15 protein-coding genes are annotated in these 16,685 nt (G+C 65.0%); 7 read left to right on the top strand and 8 right to left on the bottom strand.

Annotation, left to right across the window (positions count from 1 at the left end):
• Positions 1-6: 6 nt before the first annotated feature.
• Positions 7-342 (bottom strand): hypothetical protein, encoded by a 336-nt coding sequence (locus LZC94_45720; protein ID WXB15106.1) that lies wholly within the window; start codon positions 340-342, stop codon positions 7-9.
• Between the two features lie 201 nt (positions 343-543).
• Here LZC94_45720 and LZC94_45725 point away from each other — a divergent pair, with 201 nt between their 5' ends.
• Both LZC94_45725 and LZC94_45730 read left to right on the top strand, forming a co-directional pair.
• Positions 544-1,689 carry an aminotransferase class V-fold PLP-dependent enzyme gene (locus LZC94_45725; GenBank protein WXB15107.1) on the top strand — a complete coding sequence of 382 codons (1,146 nt, stop codon included), beginning with the start codon at positions 544-546 and terminating at the stop codon, positions 1,687-1,689.
• A complete protein-coding gene (locus LZC94_45730; GenBank protein WXB15108.1) occupies positions 1,686-2,714 on the top strand; it encodes an acetylserotonin O-methyltransferase in 1,029 nt (342 codons plus the stop codon). Before LZC94_45725 ends, LZC94_45730 begins: the two co-directional genes overlap by 4 nt.
• A gap of 12 nt (positions 2,715-2,726) precedes the next feature.
• Here LZC94_45730 and LZC94_45735 read toward each other — a convergent pair whose 3' ends face one another.
• Both LZC94_45735 and LZC94_45740 read right to left on the bottom strand, forming a co-directional pair.
• Positions 2,727-4,481: an iron-containing redox enzyme family protein gene (locus LZC94_45735; GenBank protein ID WXB15109.1), complete on the bottom strand. Its 1,755-nt coding sequence runs from the start codon at positions 4,479-4,481 to the stop codon at positions 2,727-2,729.
• A 267-nt stretch (positions 4,482-4,748) separates the two neighbouring features.
• Positions 4,749-6,392 (bottom strand): hypothetical protein, encoded by a 1,644-nt coding sequence (locus tag LZC94_45740; GenBank protein ID WXB15110.1) that lies wholly within the window; start codon positions 6,390-6,392, stop codon positions 4,749-4,751.
• Between the two features lie 279 nt (positions 6,393-6,671).
• On the opposite strand from LZC94_45740, the gene LZC94_45745 reads away from it, so the two are divergent.
• Both LZC94_45745 and LZC94_45750 read left to right on the top strand, forming a co-directional pair.
• Complete coding sequence (locus tag LZC94_45745; protein ID WXB15111.1) at positions 6,672-7,139, top strand: hypothetical protein; 468 nt, start codon at positions 6,672-6,674, stop codon at positions 7,137-7,139.
• A gap of 448 nt (positions 7,140-7,587) precedes the next feature.
• Positions 7,588-8,247: a LysE family transporter gene (locus LZC94_45750; GenBank protein ID WXB15112.1), complete on the top strand. Its 660-nt coding sequence runs from the start codon at positions 7,588-7,590 to the stop codon at positions 8,245-8,247.
• An 86-nt stretch (positions 8,248-8,333) separates the two neighbouring features.
• Here the strand turns inward: LZC94_45750 and LZC94_45755 are convergent, their stop codons facing one another.
• Entirely contained in the window at positions 8,334-9,332 is a 999-nt protein-coding gene (locus tag LZC94_45755; protein ID WXB15113.1) for a chitinase, read from the bottom strand.
• A gap of 567 nt (positions 9,333-9,899) precedes the next feature.
• On the opposite strand from LZC94_45755, the gene LZC94_45760 reads away from it, so the two are divergent.
• Entirely contained in the window at positions 9,900-10,313 is a 414-nt protein-coding gene (locus tag LZC94_45760) for a hypothetical protein (GenBank protein ID WXB15114.1), read from the top strand.
• Between the two features lie 343 nt (positions 10,314-10,656).
• Here the strand turns inward: LZC94_45760 and LZC94_45765 are convergent, their stop codons facing one another.
• Positions 10,657-10,872 carry a hypothetical protein gene (locus LZC94_45765; GenBank protein ID WXB15115.1) on the bottom strand — a complete coding sequence of 72 codons (216 nt, stop codon included), beginning with the start codon at positions 10,870-10,872 and terminating at the stop codon, positions 10,657-10,659.
• Between the two features lie 209 nt (positions 10,873-11,081).
• Positions 11,082-11,777 (bottom strand): HD domain-containing protein, encoded by a 696-nt coding sequence (locus LZC94_45770; protein WXB15116.1) that lies wholly within the window; start codon positions 11,775-11,777, stop codon positions 11,082-11,084.
• A gap of 64 nt (positions 11,778-11,841) precedes the next feature.
• Between LZC94_45770 and LZC94_45775 the strand changes: the two genes are divergently transcribed.
• A complete protein-coding gene (locus LZC94_45775; protein ID WXB15117.1) occupies positions 11,842-12,870 on the top strand; it encodes a GlxA family transcriptional regulator in 1,029 nt (342 codons plus the stop codon).
• Here LZC94_45775 and LZC94_45780 read toward each other — a convergent pair.
• Entirely contained in the window at positions 12,858-14,174 is a 1,317-nt protein-coding gene (locus tag LZC94_45780; GenBank protein WXB15118.1) for an MFS transporter, read from the bottom strand. The genes LZC94_45775 and LZC94_45780 overlap by 13 nt on opposite strands.
• A gap of 515 nt (positions 14,175-14,689) precedes the next feature.
• On the opposite strand from LZC94_45780, the gene LZC94_45785 reads away from it, so the two are divergent.
• A complete protein-coding gene (locus LZC94_45785) occupies positions 14,690-16,105 on the top strand; it encodes an MFS transporter (protein WXB15119.1) in 1,416 nt (471 codons plus the stop codon).
• Here the strand turns inward: LZC94_45785 and LZC94_45790 are convergent.
• Positions 16,059-16,682 (bottom strand): DTW domain-containing protein, encoded by a 624-nt coding sequence (locus tag LZC94_45790; GenBank protein ID WXB15120.1) that lies wholly within the window; start codon positions 16,680-16,682, stop codon positions 16,059-16,061. The two genes, LZC94_45785 and LZC94_45790, sit on opposite strands and share 47 nt — an antisense overlap.
• Positions 16,683-16,685 lie beyond the last annotated feature (3 nt).

A 16,685-nucleotide genomic window follows, 5' to 3' on the forward strand; every position in this document is an offset into this window, starting at 1 on the left:
TTCGCGCTACGGCCGGTCGCAGTTGCGTACGACGATGTTCTCGACCTTGCCGCAGTATTCGCGCACGAGGCTCTTGCAGATGTCGATTTCAGCCGCACACGAGCATCGGCGCTGGGGGTAGCAGCTCGCGGTGATCTGCGATGGAAAGCGCGGATCGCGGCAGTATTCGAGGTTGACGATGCCGCACGAAGCCGCGGCCTCGACGTCGATGGACTGATTCTGCGTGTCGCCTTCCTGGGGTGCAACGACCTCGTCGCTGCCGGGAGCCTCGCTGGCCGTCTCCGCGGAACATGCCATGAGAGGAGCGAGCAATGTGACAAAGGCAAAGACGATCTTTTTCATGAAGCCTCCAGTGGATGGAAAAGTGCCGTTGTCGCCGCGTCGAAATGCGGCGCATCACGGGTGCCTGCCTCATGACGCAAACTGGCGCGCCAGGTTGCGCCACCGGTGGCGTTTTTTTTCGGTAGCGCGATCGAGGCGCCCGACACGCCTTCCGCCCCTCGACTCCTGGCCTCCCCCAATCGACCGTGACAGCATGAGGCCGTGATCATCGATTTCGTGGGCGGGCGCCGCGAGTTCCCGACCTTGCTCGAGCGAACGTATTTTGCATCGCAGTGTCTGGGCGCCTTTCCGCGGGCGATGCTCGAGGACGTGCGCGCCTACGAGCGAAGCTTGGCGCTGCGCGCGCGTGTGCTCTCGGAGTGGGTGGCGCGCTTCGAGGAGATGCACACCCTCGGCGAACGCCTGGTGGAGGCGCCGGCCGGCTCGATTTTTTTGCGCGACAGCGCGACGGCTGCCCAGGCAAGCATCGCCGCGGCCATCGAGCCCGAGCCCGGACGAAAACGCGTCCTGGTGGCCTCGGGCGATTTTCACTCGAGCCGGTATTTGTGGCACGCCCAGGCGAAGCGGGGCTTCGAGGTCGTCGAGGTCGCGTCCAATGACGAGGCGCATGGAGAGTCGCAGCCATTCCTCGACGCCATCGACGAGCGGGTCCGGGTGGTGGCGCTCTCGCTGGTGTCGCCGCGAACGGGCGCGTTGCTCGATGCGCGGCCCATCGTCGACGCGGCGCATCGCGCGGGGGCCTTGGTGGTGCTCGATGTCTTCCAGGCGGTGGGCATCGTGCCCGTGCGGGTCGAGGAGCTCGGCGCCGATGTCCTCGTCGGCGGCTACTACAAATGGGTCGGCGGCGGTGGAACGGGCCTGGCGTTTGGATATGTCGCACCCGCGCTGTCGGCCAAGCTCGAGCCGATTTACCCGGGGTGGCTCGCGCACCGCGACTTGCTCGGCTTCTCCGAGCGCTTCGAGGCCGCAAAGGCGGCCACGAAATTCCAGCAGGGGATGCCCGCGATGGAGCCCATTTATACGTCGCGCGCTGGGATTCGTTGGGTGCTGGAGGCGGGTATCGACCGCATTCGTGCGAGGAGCCTCGCGCTCACGGAGCGAATGATTCATCGCGCCGTCGCGCGCGGTTTATCCCTTCGCACCCCCCGCGAGCCGGAGAAGCGCGGCGGCATGGTGTGCTTTCGAGTTCCAGACGCGGATGCCGAGCGCATCATGGGCGCGCTCGAGCAGCAGGGCATCGACATCGACCATCGCCCCGGCGCGGGGCTTCGCGTCGGGCCCCATGTGTGCGCGACCGAGGAGGAGTGCGATCGGGTCGTCGATGCGCTCGCGGAGCACCGATCATGACGGCCGCCGAAACGGCCTTGACCTCGCTCCTCGAGGAGACGGCGACCGGATACATGGCCGCGTCGGTCCTCTTTGCGGCCGTGGAGCTGGGGTTGATCGATGCGCTCGCGGAGCCGTGCACGGTGGAGGAGCTGGCCCAGCGAACGGGGGCCACCGCCGATGGCCTCGCGCGACTGTGCCGCGTCCTCGCCGGCATGGGGCTCTTGCACCGCGAGGGCAATCGCTTTCTCGCGCCCGCGCCGCTGCGCGCGGTGCTCGGCGAGCAGGGGGACGCCTCCATCGCGGCGGTGCTCCGTCATCACCATCGGCATGTCGCGCCGCTGCTCTCACGGCTCGCGGAGGGGGTGCGCTCGGGAAAACCGCAGCACGCCGCGTGGCGCTTTGCGAGCGCGCCGCCCGCCGAGGCGCCGTACGCCGAGCTCGCGCGCCACCCCGATGAATATGCGACCTTTCTTGCCGCCATGGATCATGCGAGCCGCGGGGTCGGCGATGCCATCGTGCGCACCGTCGATCTCTCGGCGGTGCGATCCTTGGTCGACCTTGGCGGCGGCGGCGGACAGGTGGCGCGCGAGCTGCTCGGTGCGCTTCCCCTCGTCCGGATCGAGGGCTTCGACGTAGCGGCCGCATGCTCGTTCGCCCGAGCGCGATCGGCCGCCGCCGGGTTCTCCGAACGGCACACCGTCGCGCCCGGCGATCTCCTGGACGAGTGCCCCGTGCGCGACGCCGACGCGGTGCTTCTATCCGCCATATTGGCGGACTGGACGTCGAGCGAGCGCGCCATCATTCTCCGGCGCGCGTACGACGCCCTGCGCCCCGGCGGGCGTCTCCTGGTCAGCGAGACCTTGCTCGACGACGATCGCCGCGGGCCGCCGAAGCCGGCCATGTTGTCGCTGGTGATGCTGGTCGCCATGCGGGGCGATCAGCTCACCGAGAGCGAGCTCCGGGCCGAGCTTGCGGCGGCGGGTTTTTCATCCGTGCGCGTGCATCGAATGGCGCCGCGCGACCTGGTGGTGGCGCATCGATAGCGCGGGCGCGCATCATGCGATGCGCTGAACGGCGTCCAAGAAGGCCCACGCCGCGCGCGCCGCCTCCTCGGCGCCACGAACGGCGGAGCGCGACTTCGGACCGTTAGGGATTTGCCGGGCGAGCACATAGGACTCGTCCACGTGCTCGACCTCGAGCTCTTCGTGCAAATTCAGCCACTCGAGCACGGATTTGGAGAGCGACTCCCTCTTTCTCCGCAGCTGCGCGTTGATGAACGTGTCGAAGTGCTTCCCATACACCTCCATCACCAGCGCCGCGCCCAGCCCCTCGTACGGATCGCGCCGGACGAACAGCTCCTCTTGTACCTTCCCCAGGACGCGCCCCGGTTCGAGCCAGCGCGCGTCCGGTCCGTGCCAATCCGGCGTTCCATTGCGCACCCATGGCGCGAGCCCGATCAAGAACTCTTCGAATAGCAGCTTGTGGGCGCGTTTGGGATCCCCATTGCCCATCTCGTCGTTGAGTTGTTTGGCCAGGACGGACCGAATGGCGTCCTCCTCCACGCGCGCGGTGATGCTCGCGAGCCGGCGCGCGAAGTCGCGTGGGATGGCCTCGCCCACGTTGTACATGACGAGGGTGAGGAGGTCCATGTCGAGCGGTTCGTGCGCGATGCGCTGGAGGAGCGGGTGCGCCGTGATCGGCTCCTGCTCACTGCGGCGGACGATGGCCTCCGGCGTGAGCTCGATCCGCCCGCTCGAGTGCCCCGCCTTCGACGCGGGCCCGTAGTCCGCCACGATGCGCGGCGCCAAGTAGACGTTGATGCGGGGGCTCGCTCCGCCGGTGCGAATGCCCGCCCACGCGATTCTTCCTCGGCTCGCTTCGAGCGGGCCCTCCGAGAGCGCATGGAGCGCCCGCTCGTACGGATCGGCGTCGATCCCCGTTTCGGCGATGGCCCGAAGAACACGCGGGTGCGCCTCGGCGTCGTTCTTCACCAGAACGCGCACGGGAACGTGGATGGTGACGGTCCTCGGTAACGCTTCACCACCCGCGAAAGCGAAGCACGCCGCGGGCGCGCGCGCCCCCGCCAAATTGTCGCCCCCGGCGATGGTGCGGCAAAACGCGGCGACGCGATGCAAATCGGCGCCAGGCGCCACCTTGGCGGCGCGCACCAGATCGTCGACGGTGGCATGGTGGTAAAAGCTGTAGACTTTGATGCGCGCCGACTCCGATCGATTCAAGTCGAGCGAAACGAAACGCAAATCGTCCCAGCGCGCGCGGCACACGGAGTCCCATGCACCGGGGAATCCAAGGCGGCGGAACATCTCCTCCACGAGCTGTGGAGAACGCTCCGCGCCTTGAATGCACGGATTGAAATAAAGCTTGAAATGCGGTGTGCCCGCCGGATCGAAGGTGGCGGCCAGCCATAGCGCAAACGCGCCACGTGCATCATCGGGAAGGAACAGATCCGAAATCGCGTCGAAGCGAGAAAGTTCGATGTCGAAATCCTTCGCAAGATTCGAGAGGACTTTGCGTCCGGACGTAATCGTGTCCACTAGTTCGATGTTATTTCGACATGGCAATATCTCCGCCATTAAACGAACTTCGGGCTCCGTACCTCCAAGTAGAAGAGAAAATTCGTACGGGGTGTGATCGTCGCCAATGAATGATGGCCACGATGTTATCTCTACATCTTCCGCTATAAAGTGGGCGAAAACGCGGCGCGCGGCATCTGGAAGCCCACGTCGGTGGACGGCCTGCCAAACGCGCGCAAACTGCTCGCTACCGAACGCATGATATGATCGCAACTCCACGGTGACCTTCGCATCTCCGCCCCCAAAGTGAGAGCCCCCCAGCGAAGCCGTAGCGCGTGATTGAACGTCCGACAACCAAAGTATTCAAATTAAATTTGGGAGCGGATTTCACGCATCCGCGCGCATCCGGCCTCTGCGCGTTAGACGACTAACGGTTAGCGGGGTCTCGCTGTTTTCGCAGTGTTCTCTGTCTGTCTGTCTCTCGCTCGACCTCGCGGCCTCTCTGCAACTAAGTTCGGTACGCGAGCGGCATAAGTTGCGCGTGCATTACTGCGGTGGTCCGAGACGGTGGGTTAGCGCGTGCATCCGTTGCAAACGTGTGACGATATCCGCGTCGGGCTCGAAATAGTAACCGCTGGTATGGCAGGAAAGGCACTCGGGGCCCACGGCGTGGAGGCCTGGAAAACCATGTCCAACCACGGGGATGGCCGCGCGGTCCGTGTGGCATTTGCGGCATTGGGAATCCACCCCGGGAATGGGGAATGGCGCAAATCGCGTTACCTCGGGCGTGCCGACTTGGACGCGAATGGATTGCGCGGCATGCACGGGCTCGCCTTGCCATTCGCGGCGCGCCTTGAGCTGAAGCGTGTAGGTGCCTGAAAGTGCATCTGCCGGCACGTCGAACCCAATCTCGTCGGACACGGGGGCCGAGCACTTGGAGGGGTCACCGCCTGGCGCGCCTTGCAATGCCAACAGACATGGGAAAACGATTTTCGTTGACGGAACGATCTGGACGAAGGCGCTGTACCCATCGTGCTCCACGTCGGCCGCCGGGATCTGCTGGAGCATCAGGGACTCCGGGGTGATGGATGTCGTGCCGACGCGAGTCATTCGGTCCAGTGGACCTGCGAAGCTTATTTCCATATCAGCCTGTAGCGATTTGTGCGCCCAATAGAGAATTGGAACATCACTGAACGAGAGGTAGCGCAGACCTTGCGCGTTGCGCTTGCGAAGGTACGCATCGCCGTACGTTGGAAGCGATCCCGGGGAAAAGAGGGGTGTCCCGTTCGCATCGGTGTACCTCACCCGGATGCCGATATGTTCGTTCGGTAGGTAGTAGCCGCGGGCCGGAGATGTCATCTCCTCTAGGATCACCCGAAGTCCGTATCCAATTCGGCCTGGCGCATGGTGTACCACCGGGACACGCCGCACGATGCCGTGGGCGATATCGGCGCTCCACGCCACGACAAGTTCGCTGCAGTGTTTTGGGATTCGAAATATATTATGAGGCGACAGGGCACCCCGTAATTGAACCAGCCCTTCCGCGACAGAGCTGGCGTCGTGGTTGGAGCAATCGTACTTCGCCTTGCAGCCGGTGGTGATGACCCGCGCGACGAACCGGCGCTCGAAGGCGTCGTCGGTGCTTCTCCAGATGTCGTCTCGACCGGCGTTCAAGTAGAGGGGGGTGCCTGCGATGTCGCCGCGATGGTCGCGTGGAATGATGGCCAGCACGCTGCCCTCGTCCATCCATCGCGCACCGCGAAAGTACACTTGGTGCGTCCAGTGGACACCGTCGGAGTCCCGCCGCCAGTCTTCGCCGTCCGGGTGAACGCCGCGCCAATCGAGTGCTGCAAGGTCGCCGGTGGTCATGACCGGGTCGAGCCCGCGCTCCGGGGTCGTGGGTGCGCGCGACACGATGTAAAGCTCTTGCAGAAAACGCTGCGGCCCGTCGGTGAGGTGCAGCATTTGCGGCCTGGTGGGATCGAAGTCCGCATTGTGAACACCATTGACGAAATAAAGTCCCAACCCAACGTTACGCGGGCCGTCGGCGGCCGCCGCGGGAGAGCGCAACGACAGAGCGGCTGGCTCGTCCCGAAATTCCGTGTCCGCGTCCGGCGTGTCTGGTTCTGCCCCTTCGCACCCCAGCCCTACGAGCAACCCCGCCGCGCCCACCGCGATCGCAACTCCCATCGCGACATCGGCAGCCTCCAAGGCCCTCGAGGCTCCCAAGACCCCCAAGCCCCTCGAGAAGCCCCCCAGGCCCCGCAAGCCTCGCAAGCCCCGCAAGGCATCTGCGAAAAGAATACCAAGCCCCCGAGCTTTCGCCATTCGCCACCTTGGCATGTGTACCTCGCCGATGTCTCGGGGACGTTGCGGACGCGGGGCGAAATTTTTTCAAACGACTTCCGACGATCGAGTGAGAATATATGTTCGAGTTTCGTGTACGTTTGGCTTGACGCCGCCGGCTACATGGCCGCCGCTGCCCGGGGAACAACGATGGCCGAATACGAACTTCACGTGGAGGTTGAGCGCCGCACCGTCCATGTCCGCATGACGGGGATGTTTTCCGAAGCGGAAATGCGGACGTGGATAAAGCTCTTTCGTACGAAATCGACGAACTTCTTTCGCGGTCGCAAGCACATGATCATCGCCGACATGCGCGGCATGAAAACCGTGTCGCTACCCGTGGCTCAGCTCATGGCCGACGAGATCGGGCACGCGCGTCTGAACGGCGTGGTCCTCTGTGCTCACGTTTCCGACGACACCGTGCAGCGTCTGCAAGCCGCCCGCGTCGCCCGCCAAAAGTCGCCGCACGACGACGTCACCGTGGACGTGAGCTCGCCCGAAGAAGCTCATCGCGTCATCTCCGAAGGCTGGCACCGGCTCGACGATCCGCGCTACACCGGCAGCATCCGCGACGCCGTCCGGAACATTTAGAACACGCCGCGAGATAGGCTGCCAGCTCAACCCGTGCGCGTTCACCGCGTAACCGTCTTCGCCCGTCGAGGACGGTCCTCGTTCGCGATCGCCTCGGTGGGAGAGCGGAAATCGCCAGCGCGTTCGGGTCGCCAGAGCGATCGCTCGCCGAGGGCGAGTCTTTGGTTGTTGGTGTTTCGGATTCAGCGTGCTTGGGAGATGCGTCCACCCCATCACACAAAACACAACGATCTGTCGTTTCGCGCGCGGGCTCCCGGCGGTTGAATCTCCCGATCGCCGGGCGGTCGCTTCGCGCGTTCGAGGCGTGCGAGCTCGAGAGCCGGCTCGCGGACGCAGCCATGGCATGCGAACGTCCGCGACATGGCGCTCGGTGCATGTTTCGGGGCACGTAGGTCCCTGGACGACCTCGCGGCGGGGCCCTATGGCCCGTTTCAAAGGTGCTCCGCACATGAATTACGTCTCGCTCCTCTTGACGCTGCTGGCCGTCGACCTGCTCGCGGTGGTTAGCCCCGGGCCCAACTTCATCGTGGTCATGGAAACCGCCATGCTTCGAGGCGGGCGTCGCGCTGCGGCCGTGGTGCTCGGGATCGTGGCTGGGAACTTCGTTTGGTGCGTGGCGGTGGCGCTCGGCCTATCGGCGCTCTTCGTGCTCGTGCCGTGGCTGTATGGCGCGATGAAAATTTTCGGAGGAGCTTATCTTATTTATCTGGGGATCAGCGCTTGGCGCAAGAAGGGTGAAGGCGTGGATGGCAATACCGCCCGTCCCTCGGCGGCCGGCGGCTCCTCCCAAACGGCGGCGGCGTCCCGGGGATCGCTCGTGTCGGGGTTTCTTCGGGGCGCGCTGACCACATTGACGAATCCAAAAACCATCGTCTACTTTGGGAGCATTTTCGCGCTGTTTCTCAAGCCCGATATGCCGATCTGGGTGAAGGGAAGCTCGATCGGCATCGTGATCGTCAATGGCCTCCTCTGGTACGGGGCGGTCGCCCTCTTGTTCTCGCACCATCGGGTTCAGCGGATCTACGGGCGCGCGGAGCGCTGGATTGCTCGGGTGACGGGCGCCGTGATGATTGGATTTGGCGCCCGCCTCATGCTCACGCGCGAGTAAGGCGCCGCCGTCGCCATGGATCGGGTGCGCCGGAACGCGCGGCGCAATGGCCAAGATTGGCCGCGCGTCCTTACGGTCGAGCGCGCTCAGAAGCCCGCGGTGACCTTGGTGAATGCCCAGTTGGCTTGGTCGATTCCGCTGCAGTGGGATACCACACCACCGCCGGGGCAGCCGCGATCGCGATTGACGGCCCAGAATGCCAACCGCACCAGCCCCTTGCCCTTCGCCCAATCCCGAATCTGAGTCCAGGTTTGCAATGAGGTCGTCTCCCGCTGATCCGAAAGACCATTCATGCCGGAGATGCCCATGTGGGCATAGGCGGTGGCGTCCGACCAGCCGAACGTCGACTTCAGCTTGTTCTTGAGGCCTTCGGAGGCGTTCACCGTGTCGGTGTACATGTTCGTACCGCCGAAATCGAAGGGCATGATCGTGAAGATGTCGATGTTGGCGCCGAGGGCCTTGGCCTGCTCGATCAACCGGTTGCCCGGCGCGGTCGGTCCCGTCTTCGACGTACCGAAGGTGAGGATGGTCGAGATACCGGGGTTGTTCTGCTTGACGATTTTCAGCGCGTTCAGGATCCGGTCCTGTACGGTGTAGTTCTCGAACTCGTCCGTGTTCTCGATGTCGATGTCGATGGCCTTCAGCTTGTAGGCGTTGATTACCTTTTGGTACGCGCCTGCCAGCGCGGCGGGGGTCGAGCAATTGGGGCCGAGCTTGTTGCCGCTCCAGCCCCCGATCGACGGTACGATATCGCCGCCCGCATTACGAATCTGCGTGATGGTGGTGGCGTCGACGCTCCCCGTGAGCGGCCGCGAGCCATCCCAGGCCGGGTTGCAGCCGCCCGAGGAGAGAATGAAGGCCATCGTAAACCACTTGATGCCGCTGGCGCTCATCACCGTGGAGGCGCTCGGAGGGTTACCCCAGCCCATATACAGGTATGGCGCGCCTCGCCCGACGGCCAAGGTGCCGTCCACCACTTCATCGCTCGAGGACATGACTTCTTCGCTTGCGGGTGCGGAACACCCAGCGGCCATCGTGGCCAGGGCCATGGTTGCTGCCGAGAGGATCAATCGGATTTTGGACATGGGTTTCCTCACAGTGGGCTATGGGACGCGTCCCGTTATGCCTATTCCCGTCGACGCCATAGGCTGCTCAGGCGACAGCACTATGCGGTTGGTTTGGCCGGCGCGAACGGCGGGGGAGCCTACGCAAGGAGCATTCCGGTGCAGTAAGAGTCGTTTTCGCCGCTCCTGATCGAATCGATCATGTCGCGCCGGATCGGGTGACGGTGATCTCGCCGATCACGCACTGCGAAATCATCCGGATGGTCATGCTACCGATGAGCAATCCGAGCGTGCCCATCTGCATACACGATCACACCACGGACGAGCACGTCCGGTGTGCGTCGTGGGAGATGGACCTCCCCGGCGCGCGCGCTCACGCCGATTGAGAAGAAGGTCACACGAAGGTCCGAAGAACGCCAGCAGAGGACCGATATCGAATTACCCGCGCAGAAAAGTCTTATCCGCCTCGAAAAACGGGGCTTGTATTGCACGAATGAAAGGTGGCGAACGGAATATCTTCACTGCGGAGCCACTTTCGTGCACTCACGTGCTTGACTCGTGCAAAACACCGTGTACTTTCGCGGCACTATGAATCTACGAAAGACGATTGATCAACTTGCTCACGATTTTGCTACGAGCGTTTTGGGCGCAATCCGCGGCGCCTCGCTCGAAGAGATTCTCGGCGAAGGAAAAGGAGGAGGCGGAGGAGGAGGGCGCGCCCCGAAAGCCAATGCAGTGCGCCGTGAAGCTGTAAGCACCCCGGCCCCGGCCCGCAAGCGCGGTGGCCGTCTGCCGCGGCGCTCCGAAGACGAGATCAACGAGGCGGTCGAAAAGGTCGTCGCGGTGCTCAAAGAGAACAAGGGCGGCCTTCGCGCCGAGGAAATTCGCGAGCAGCTCGGCATCGACCGCAAAGAGCTCCCCCGCCCGCTCGCCGAGGCGCTCCGCAAGAAGCGCATTTCCAAGAAGGGCCAGAAGCGCGCGACCACGTATTTCGCACGCTGAAGGGAGTCGTCGTCATTCCGAACGATTTCGGCTCCTCCGACGACAGAAGCTGGCGTACTTTACATATGATTCGGGGGCGCGCCGCGCTGGCAAGTCCAATCGCCCGTCCCCGACGACACGTATGTTCCCGGTTTGGTGCTTTGGTTTGTTCGATAACGAAAAAAACGCGGCGGGTCAAGATAGCCAATCGACCGGTTGTACTTGGGTTGTACTCGGGTCATGGAAGGTGGACGCTTTGGTGTCCAGTCTTTCCGGTGACCTCAAATCGACATTGATTTGGCGATAGGTCGGTTCGGTGGGGGGGTAAGAATGGTCCGCGGGGCGGTTTTGTCATTGCGCATCATCATGTAAAGGCGAAAACGAACGCGGCCGCGCAGCGCTTGGGGCCCAAGGTCTGGACGCCTTTTGCGCTCGGGGGCAATCCGGCGGCGACATCCCGCACGGCCGACCTGCTCAGGTCATCCCCGCCCCGCTTCATGCTCGCGGCGACCAGCCCTGCATGCGAATGAACGCCAGCCTCGTTCTTATCATTGTTCCAGAGCTTGATGACGCAGTGCATGGCGATCTCTCCTCCCAATCCGTCCGTGGGAGCGGCGCCGGCCCGGTCGAGACCGAGGTCCTTCGCCGCCTCCACCCGTATGTCGAACGAGGACGGTCCGGATCGACATGCCCGGACGATTTTTTTTCCGGAGGGCCCGAACCTCCTCCGGTGGCGCCCGCGGCGCGTCTTGCCGGTACGCTCAGGGGCTGCAAAGACTTTTGCGCACCTCAGTCGGCGTAGCCGCTCGCGGCCATGACCTCGGTGAGTGTCGGCTCGTGGAAGCCGGGGACGTGTTTCCTGGCCACGTCGGCCATCATATTGAAGTACGCCGTGTGCGGTTTTTTCTCGAGAATCTTTGCGAAAAGTGCGGGCAGGCCTTTGATGAGCCCCAGGCGCGGCAGGGTTTCGAGAATGTCGGACATCGTCTTTTCCGGGAAGTCGCGGACGGTGACCGTGGCCGGATTGCCGGGGGAGCCCACCACATCGAGCCCCGCGCCCAGGTGGACGAGGGCCACCTCGGGTTCTTTCAAATGTGCAATGCCGACGCTGGTGTGCAAGGCAATGGCGTCCCAAATGAGCGCCGCCGTTCGCTCCGAGGCGCCGCGCTCGAGGAGGAAGGCGCGCGCCGCATTCGCGCCGTCGACCTCGAACCGCTCGGGTCCGGTAAAGCGCGCCGTGAGCCCCAAATCGTGGAGCATGGCCGCCACGTAAAAGAGCTCCACGTCGTGCGCGATACCGAGCTTTTGCGCGGCGAGCCCGCCAAAGACATACGTTCGAACACAGTGGTTGAAGAGCAGCTCCTCGGAGCACTCCCACACAAGCTCGGTGGCCTCGACGGCAAGGCGGCTATCTGGAATGCGCACTCCTGCGAGCTCCTTGGGTAAGCGGGGGAGGCTTCGTACGGCGGATTGAGTCGTGGTCATGGTTCGTCTCCTCGTGAGCGCGAGCATGACGTGCCGCCGTATTGTCTGCTACGACAAGTACCCCATGATTCCTGCCAAGACGCGCCGCATCGTCTTTTTGGCCCTCCCGCCCATCGAGGAGCTGGATCTCATCGGCCCGTTGTCCGTGTTCAGCGCCGCCCGCCGCTTCCTCGGTCGCGAGCCGGCTTACGACATTCGGGTGGTCAGCGATCGCGAAGGGCTCATGCAGGGCGAGGCCGGCGTCTCCATGCTGGCGCACGGGCACTTTCGCGATCTCCGCGGCAAGATCGATACGCTGCTGGTGGCCGGCGGCTCCGGCGCGGAGTCGTGCCGCGATGCCGAGGTGCTGCGCTGGCTTCGAACCATGGCGCCGCGCGTTCGGAGGCTGGGGTCCATTTGCAGCGGCGCGTTCGTGCTCGCCGAGGCGGGGCTCTTGGACGGGCGCTGCGCGTCCACGCATTGGCAGCGCGCCTCCGCGCTGGCGGCGCGTTATCCAAAGGTTCGGGTCGAGCCCGATCCCATCTTTACGCGCGATGGCAATATCTACACCTCGGCAGGGGTGAGCGCGGGGATGGATTTGGCGATGGAGCTGGTGGAGGACGATCTCGGCGGCGAGATCGCGTTGAAGGTGGCGCGGGCGCTCGTGCTCTTTTTGCGCCGCCCGGGCGGACAGGCGCAGTTCAGCGTGACCCTCGCGGCCCAGGCGGTGGAGAACCGCCCGCTCCGCGAGCTGCAAGTGTGGATGGCCGAGCACCTCGAGCTGGATCTCTCCGTGGAGAAGCTCGCGGCGCGCATGGCCATGAGCCCTCGCAATTTCGCGCGCGTATTCCGCCGCGACGTGGGCATTACGCCCGCGCGTTACGTCGAGCAGCTCCGCCTGGAGGCCGCGCGCCGTTTGCTCGAGCGGACCCATCGAAGCACGGAGGAGATCGCGGCGGCCTGCGGTTACTCCAGCGCCGAGTTGATGCGGGTGGCCTTTCTTCGCACCCTCCAGGTCTCACCGCGCCGCTACCGGGATCACTTCCGGCACCTGGGAGCCCGGCCCGCGGCGGCCGATCCTCGACCGAGGCGCGCGCCGTCTCAACGCTCGTAGAAGGTGCGCTTGGTCGTCATGAGGTAGACCGCGACGAGCAAGCTCACCACCGCCGACGCCATCACGTAATGCGCGGGCGCCATGCCCCCGAGCCGCACGGCCAAATAACCAATCAGCGGCGGGGTGGTGGCGCCCAGAATGGCATAGGCGACATTGTACGAAAACGACAACCCCGAGTAGCGCACCTCGGGCGGAAAGGCCGCCACCATCACGGCCGGGATCACGCCGACCACGCCCACGAAGGCGCCGGCCAGGGTGTACAGCACCAGGAAGTTCTCTCCGCCTTGGACCAGATCGATGTACAATGCATACGTACTGAGCAGCGCGCCCAACGAGCCGATGGCCAGCGCGCGGCCGCGTCCCAGCCAGTCGACCAAGAGGCCGCCGCCGAGGGTGCTCACGCAAAGGGCAAATGCCGCGAGGCTATTGCCGAGAAAGGCGCGGGGCGCGGCGATGTGGAATTTTTGCTGCACCAAGGTGGGGGTCATGAGGATCACGACCACGATGGTGGCCGTCAAAAGCCAGGTGACCAGCATGCACAGCACCACGCCGTGGAGGTGATGGCGGAGGACCTGCTTGAGCGGCAGCTCGCGCACCAGCTGCTTGTTCTCGCGCATGGCCACGAACACGGGGGTCTCGCTGAGCCAGCGCCGCAGGTACACGGCAAAAAAGCCGAACACGCCGCCGATCAAGAACGGAATGCGCCAGGCATATGCGAGCACGACCTGCGCTTCGAATTGCTTGTTGATCCACGCGGCGATGAGCGAGCCAATGAGGATGCCCACGGTGAGGCCCGACGACAGGCTCGCGCACGCAAAGCCGACCCGGCCGGGCGGTGAGTGTTCGGCCACGAAGGTCCATGCGCCCGGCACCTCGCCGCCGATGGCGATGCCCTGCACCACGCGCAGCAAAAGGAGCAGGATCGGCGCCAGCACACCAACCTGCGCGTACACCGGCAAGAAGCCGATGGCCAAGGTGGGGAGGGCCATCATGAACACGCTCAACGTGAACATGCGCTTTCGGCCGGTGCGATCGCCGAAGTGCGCCATGATGATGCCGCCGATGGGCCGCACCAAATATCCGGCGGCGAAGATCCCATAGACCTGCAGCTGCGCTACCCAATCCGGCATATCCTTGGGGAAGAACAGCTGGCCGAGCGTCTTCGTGAAGAACACGAAAATGACGAAATCGTAATACTCGAGCGCGCCGCCCAGCGCCGAGAGCAGCAACGTTTTCAAATCCTGGCGTCCGAGCTGGTTCGAAGAGGCGTCGGAGACGGTGGACGTGGCGGCATTCGAGTTCATGCGGCGACGAGTGCAACGCAAAGTCGAAGAATCGGCAAGGCTCGTGAGCTTCGTTTCGAGCGGCGGCCCTCGGTGCTGCGGCGTTCTTTGCGATGGCTTCTCGCAGATTGCAGTGGTACGCCGCGCGCAACCTACACGGTTCCACCTGGTGTGGGGCTCATGGTGGCGCGGTGGCCCGCGCGGGGTGGCAACTGCTCGGCGCCCTCGGCGGTATCGATAACGGTCTCGGCTACGTTGGTGTGCGGCATTCGTGGCGACATCCAGCGGCGTCGATAACGGTCTCGGCTAGGTAGGGTCTCGGCCATGTTTTGGTGCAAGGGAACGCTTCGACACGGTCGACACGTTCGGCGGTAGATCGACCCTGGGTTTGCGGTTGGTGTGCGGCGTTCGTCGCAGCATCCAGTGGGCGGTCGATAACGATCTCGGCCAGGTACGGTCTCGGCCATGTTTGGTGCAAGGGAACACTTCGACATGGGTCGAAACGTTCGGCGGCGAATCGACCCTAGCTTTGCGGTGTGAGCACGAACCAGCGCGCCGTAACTTGGATCGTCGTTGCAACCAGTTTCAGCTTCGTGGTGGCGCAGCTGGATGTCACCATCGTGAATGTGGCGCTGCCCAGCATCGCCTTGGAGCTCGGCTCCGGGGTGACGGCGTTGCAGTGGGTGGTGGATGGGTACACCCTTGCGTTTGCCGCGTTGCTGCTCTCTTCGGGCGCGCTCGGGGATCGCTATGGCTCGAAGCGCGCGTACCAAGCGGGCTTTCTGCTCTTTGCCGCGGCCTCGGCCGCGTGCGGGCTCGCCCCAGGTCCGGGTACCTTGGTGGCGGCGCGCGTTGCGCAAGGTGCGGGGGCCGCGCTCTTGGTGCCCAACTCGCTGGCGTTGCTGAACCACGCCACCGGGCATGATCCTCGGTTGCGCGCCCGCTCGGTGGGACAATGGACCGCCGCAGGCGCCATCTCCATCGCCGCCGGTCCCGTGGTCGGCAGCCTTCTTTTGGCGGCCTTTGGGTGGCGCAGCATCTTCATGGTCAACTTGCCGCTGTGCGCGCTCGGCATGTGGCTTACGGCCAAGCACGTGCCGTCGGCGCCGGCGAGCTCGCAGCGGCGGGGGCTGGATCCGGCGGGGCAGGTGCTGGCGGTGGTGGCGCTCGCCGCGCTGACCGGCGCAGTGATCGAGTGGCGCCCGTTGGGACCTGCGCATCCCGTGGTCTTCGGCGGCTTGATCCTGGCCGCGCTCGGCGGCGCCGCCTTCGTGTGGACCGAGTCGCACACGCGCGATCCGATGCTGCCGCTGCGCTTCTTTCGTGCGCCCAACTTTAGCCCCGCCGTGGTCTTTGGCGTGATGTGCAATGTGACGTACTACGGCACGATCTTCTTGCTCAGCCTGTATTTGCAGCAAGCGCGCGGCTACAGCGCGGTGCAGGCGGGTGTCGCGTTCTTGCCGCTCACGGGGGGCTTCTTCGTCTCGAACCTCCTCAGCGGCCGCCTGGTCGCGCATTTTGGGTCGCGGCTGCCGATGGTGCTCGGCGGCGCCATGGGCTCGGTGGGGTATTGGCTCCTGTCCCGGCTCGACGCGGGCAGCAGCTACGCCGCGATGCTCCCCGCCTTCGTGCTCATCCCTGCCGGCATGGGGCTGGGCGTGCCTGCGATGACCACGGCCACGTTGGCCAGCGTCGATCGGCAATGGTCCGGCACCGCGTCCGCCGTGCTCAACGCCGCGCGCCAAGCGGGTGCGGCCATGGGGGTCGCCGTCTTCGGCTCACTCGTCCACGGCGGCGGCGCGCGCATCGTCTCCGGGCTCCGGGAAGCCTCCCTGATCTCCGCCGTGCTGCTCGCGCTCGCGGCCGTGGTGGCGCGCGTGGGCATCGCGCCGCCGAGCGCTGCGGCTACGCCGGTATCCGCGGCTCGCCGCTCCGGGGATCGTGCCGCATGACCCCGGAGGGGATCCCGTCGGCCACGTCCTCCGTTTCCATGCTGCCGCGCGCCCACAACGTGCGCTCGACCATGGCGCGAAACACGCGTTCCATGGCGTGGCGCACGTGCAGGCCCTCGAGGATGCCGAACGCGCGCGCGATGGCCTCGAGGGTGGCGAGCCCCTGCTCGTGCGCCTCGCTTCGAAGGCGGTAGACCGACGGCGCGTCGGGCGGGAGGGTCGCGCATGGAATGGCGGCGAGGCCGGGGACGCGCTGGCGCACCTTCGATGCCTGCCGCCAGGTGCCGTCGGGTACGATGAGGGTCACGTCGCGGTGGACGAAGTGCGTGAGCGGCACCGCGCCCTCGTGGGGAAAGAGGAGGACCGGCTGCGAGCTCGGATCCCACGCGATCGAGGGATCCGGCTGCGAGGCGTGGCCTCGCACGACCACCGCGCTGTTCGTGAGGCATTCGGCGGCCAGCCGCCCGGTGTTGGTGGTCTTGCGGTCCTCGAGGCGATGGATGACGAGCAAAAGGCGCGTGCGCGTCTCCAGCCGGGGGTGCGGGATGAGCGCGCACACGCACAGGCTCGCGTGCATGCG

The organism is Sorangiineae bacterium MSr11954, assembly GCA_037157815.1.
GTDB lineage: Bacteria > Myxococcota_A > Polyangia > Polyangiales > Polyangiaceae > Pendulispora > Pendulispora albinea.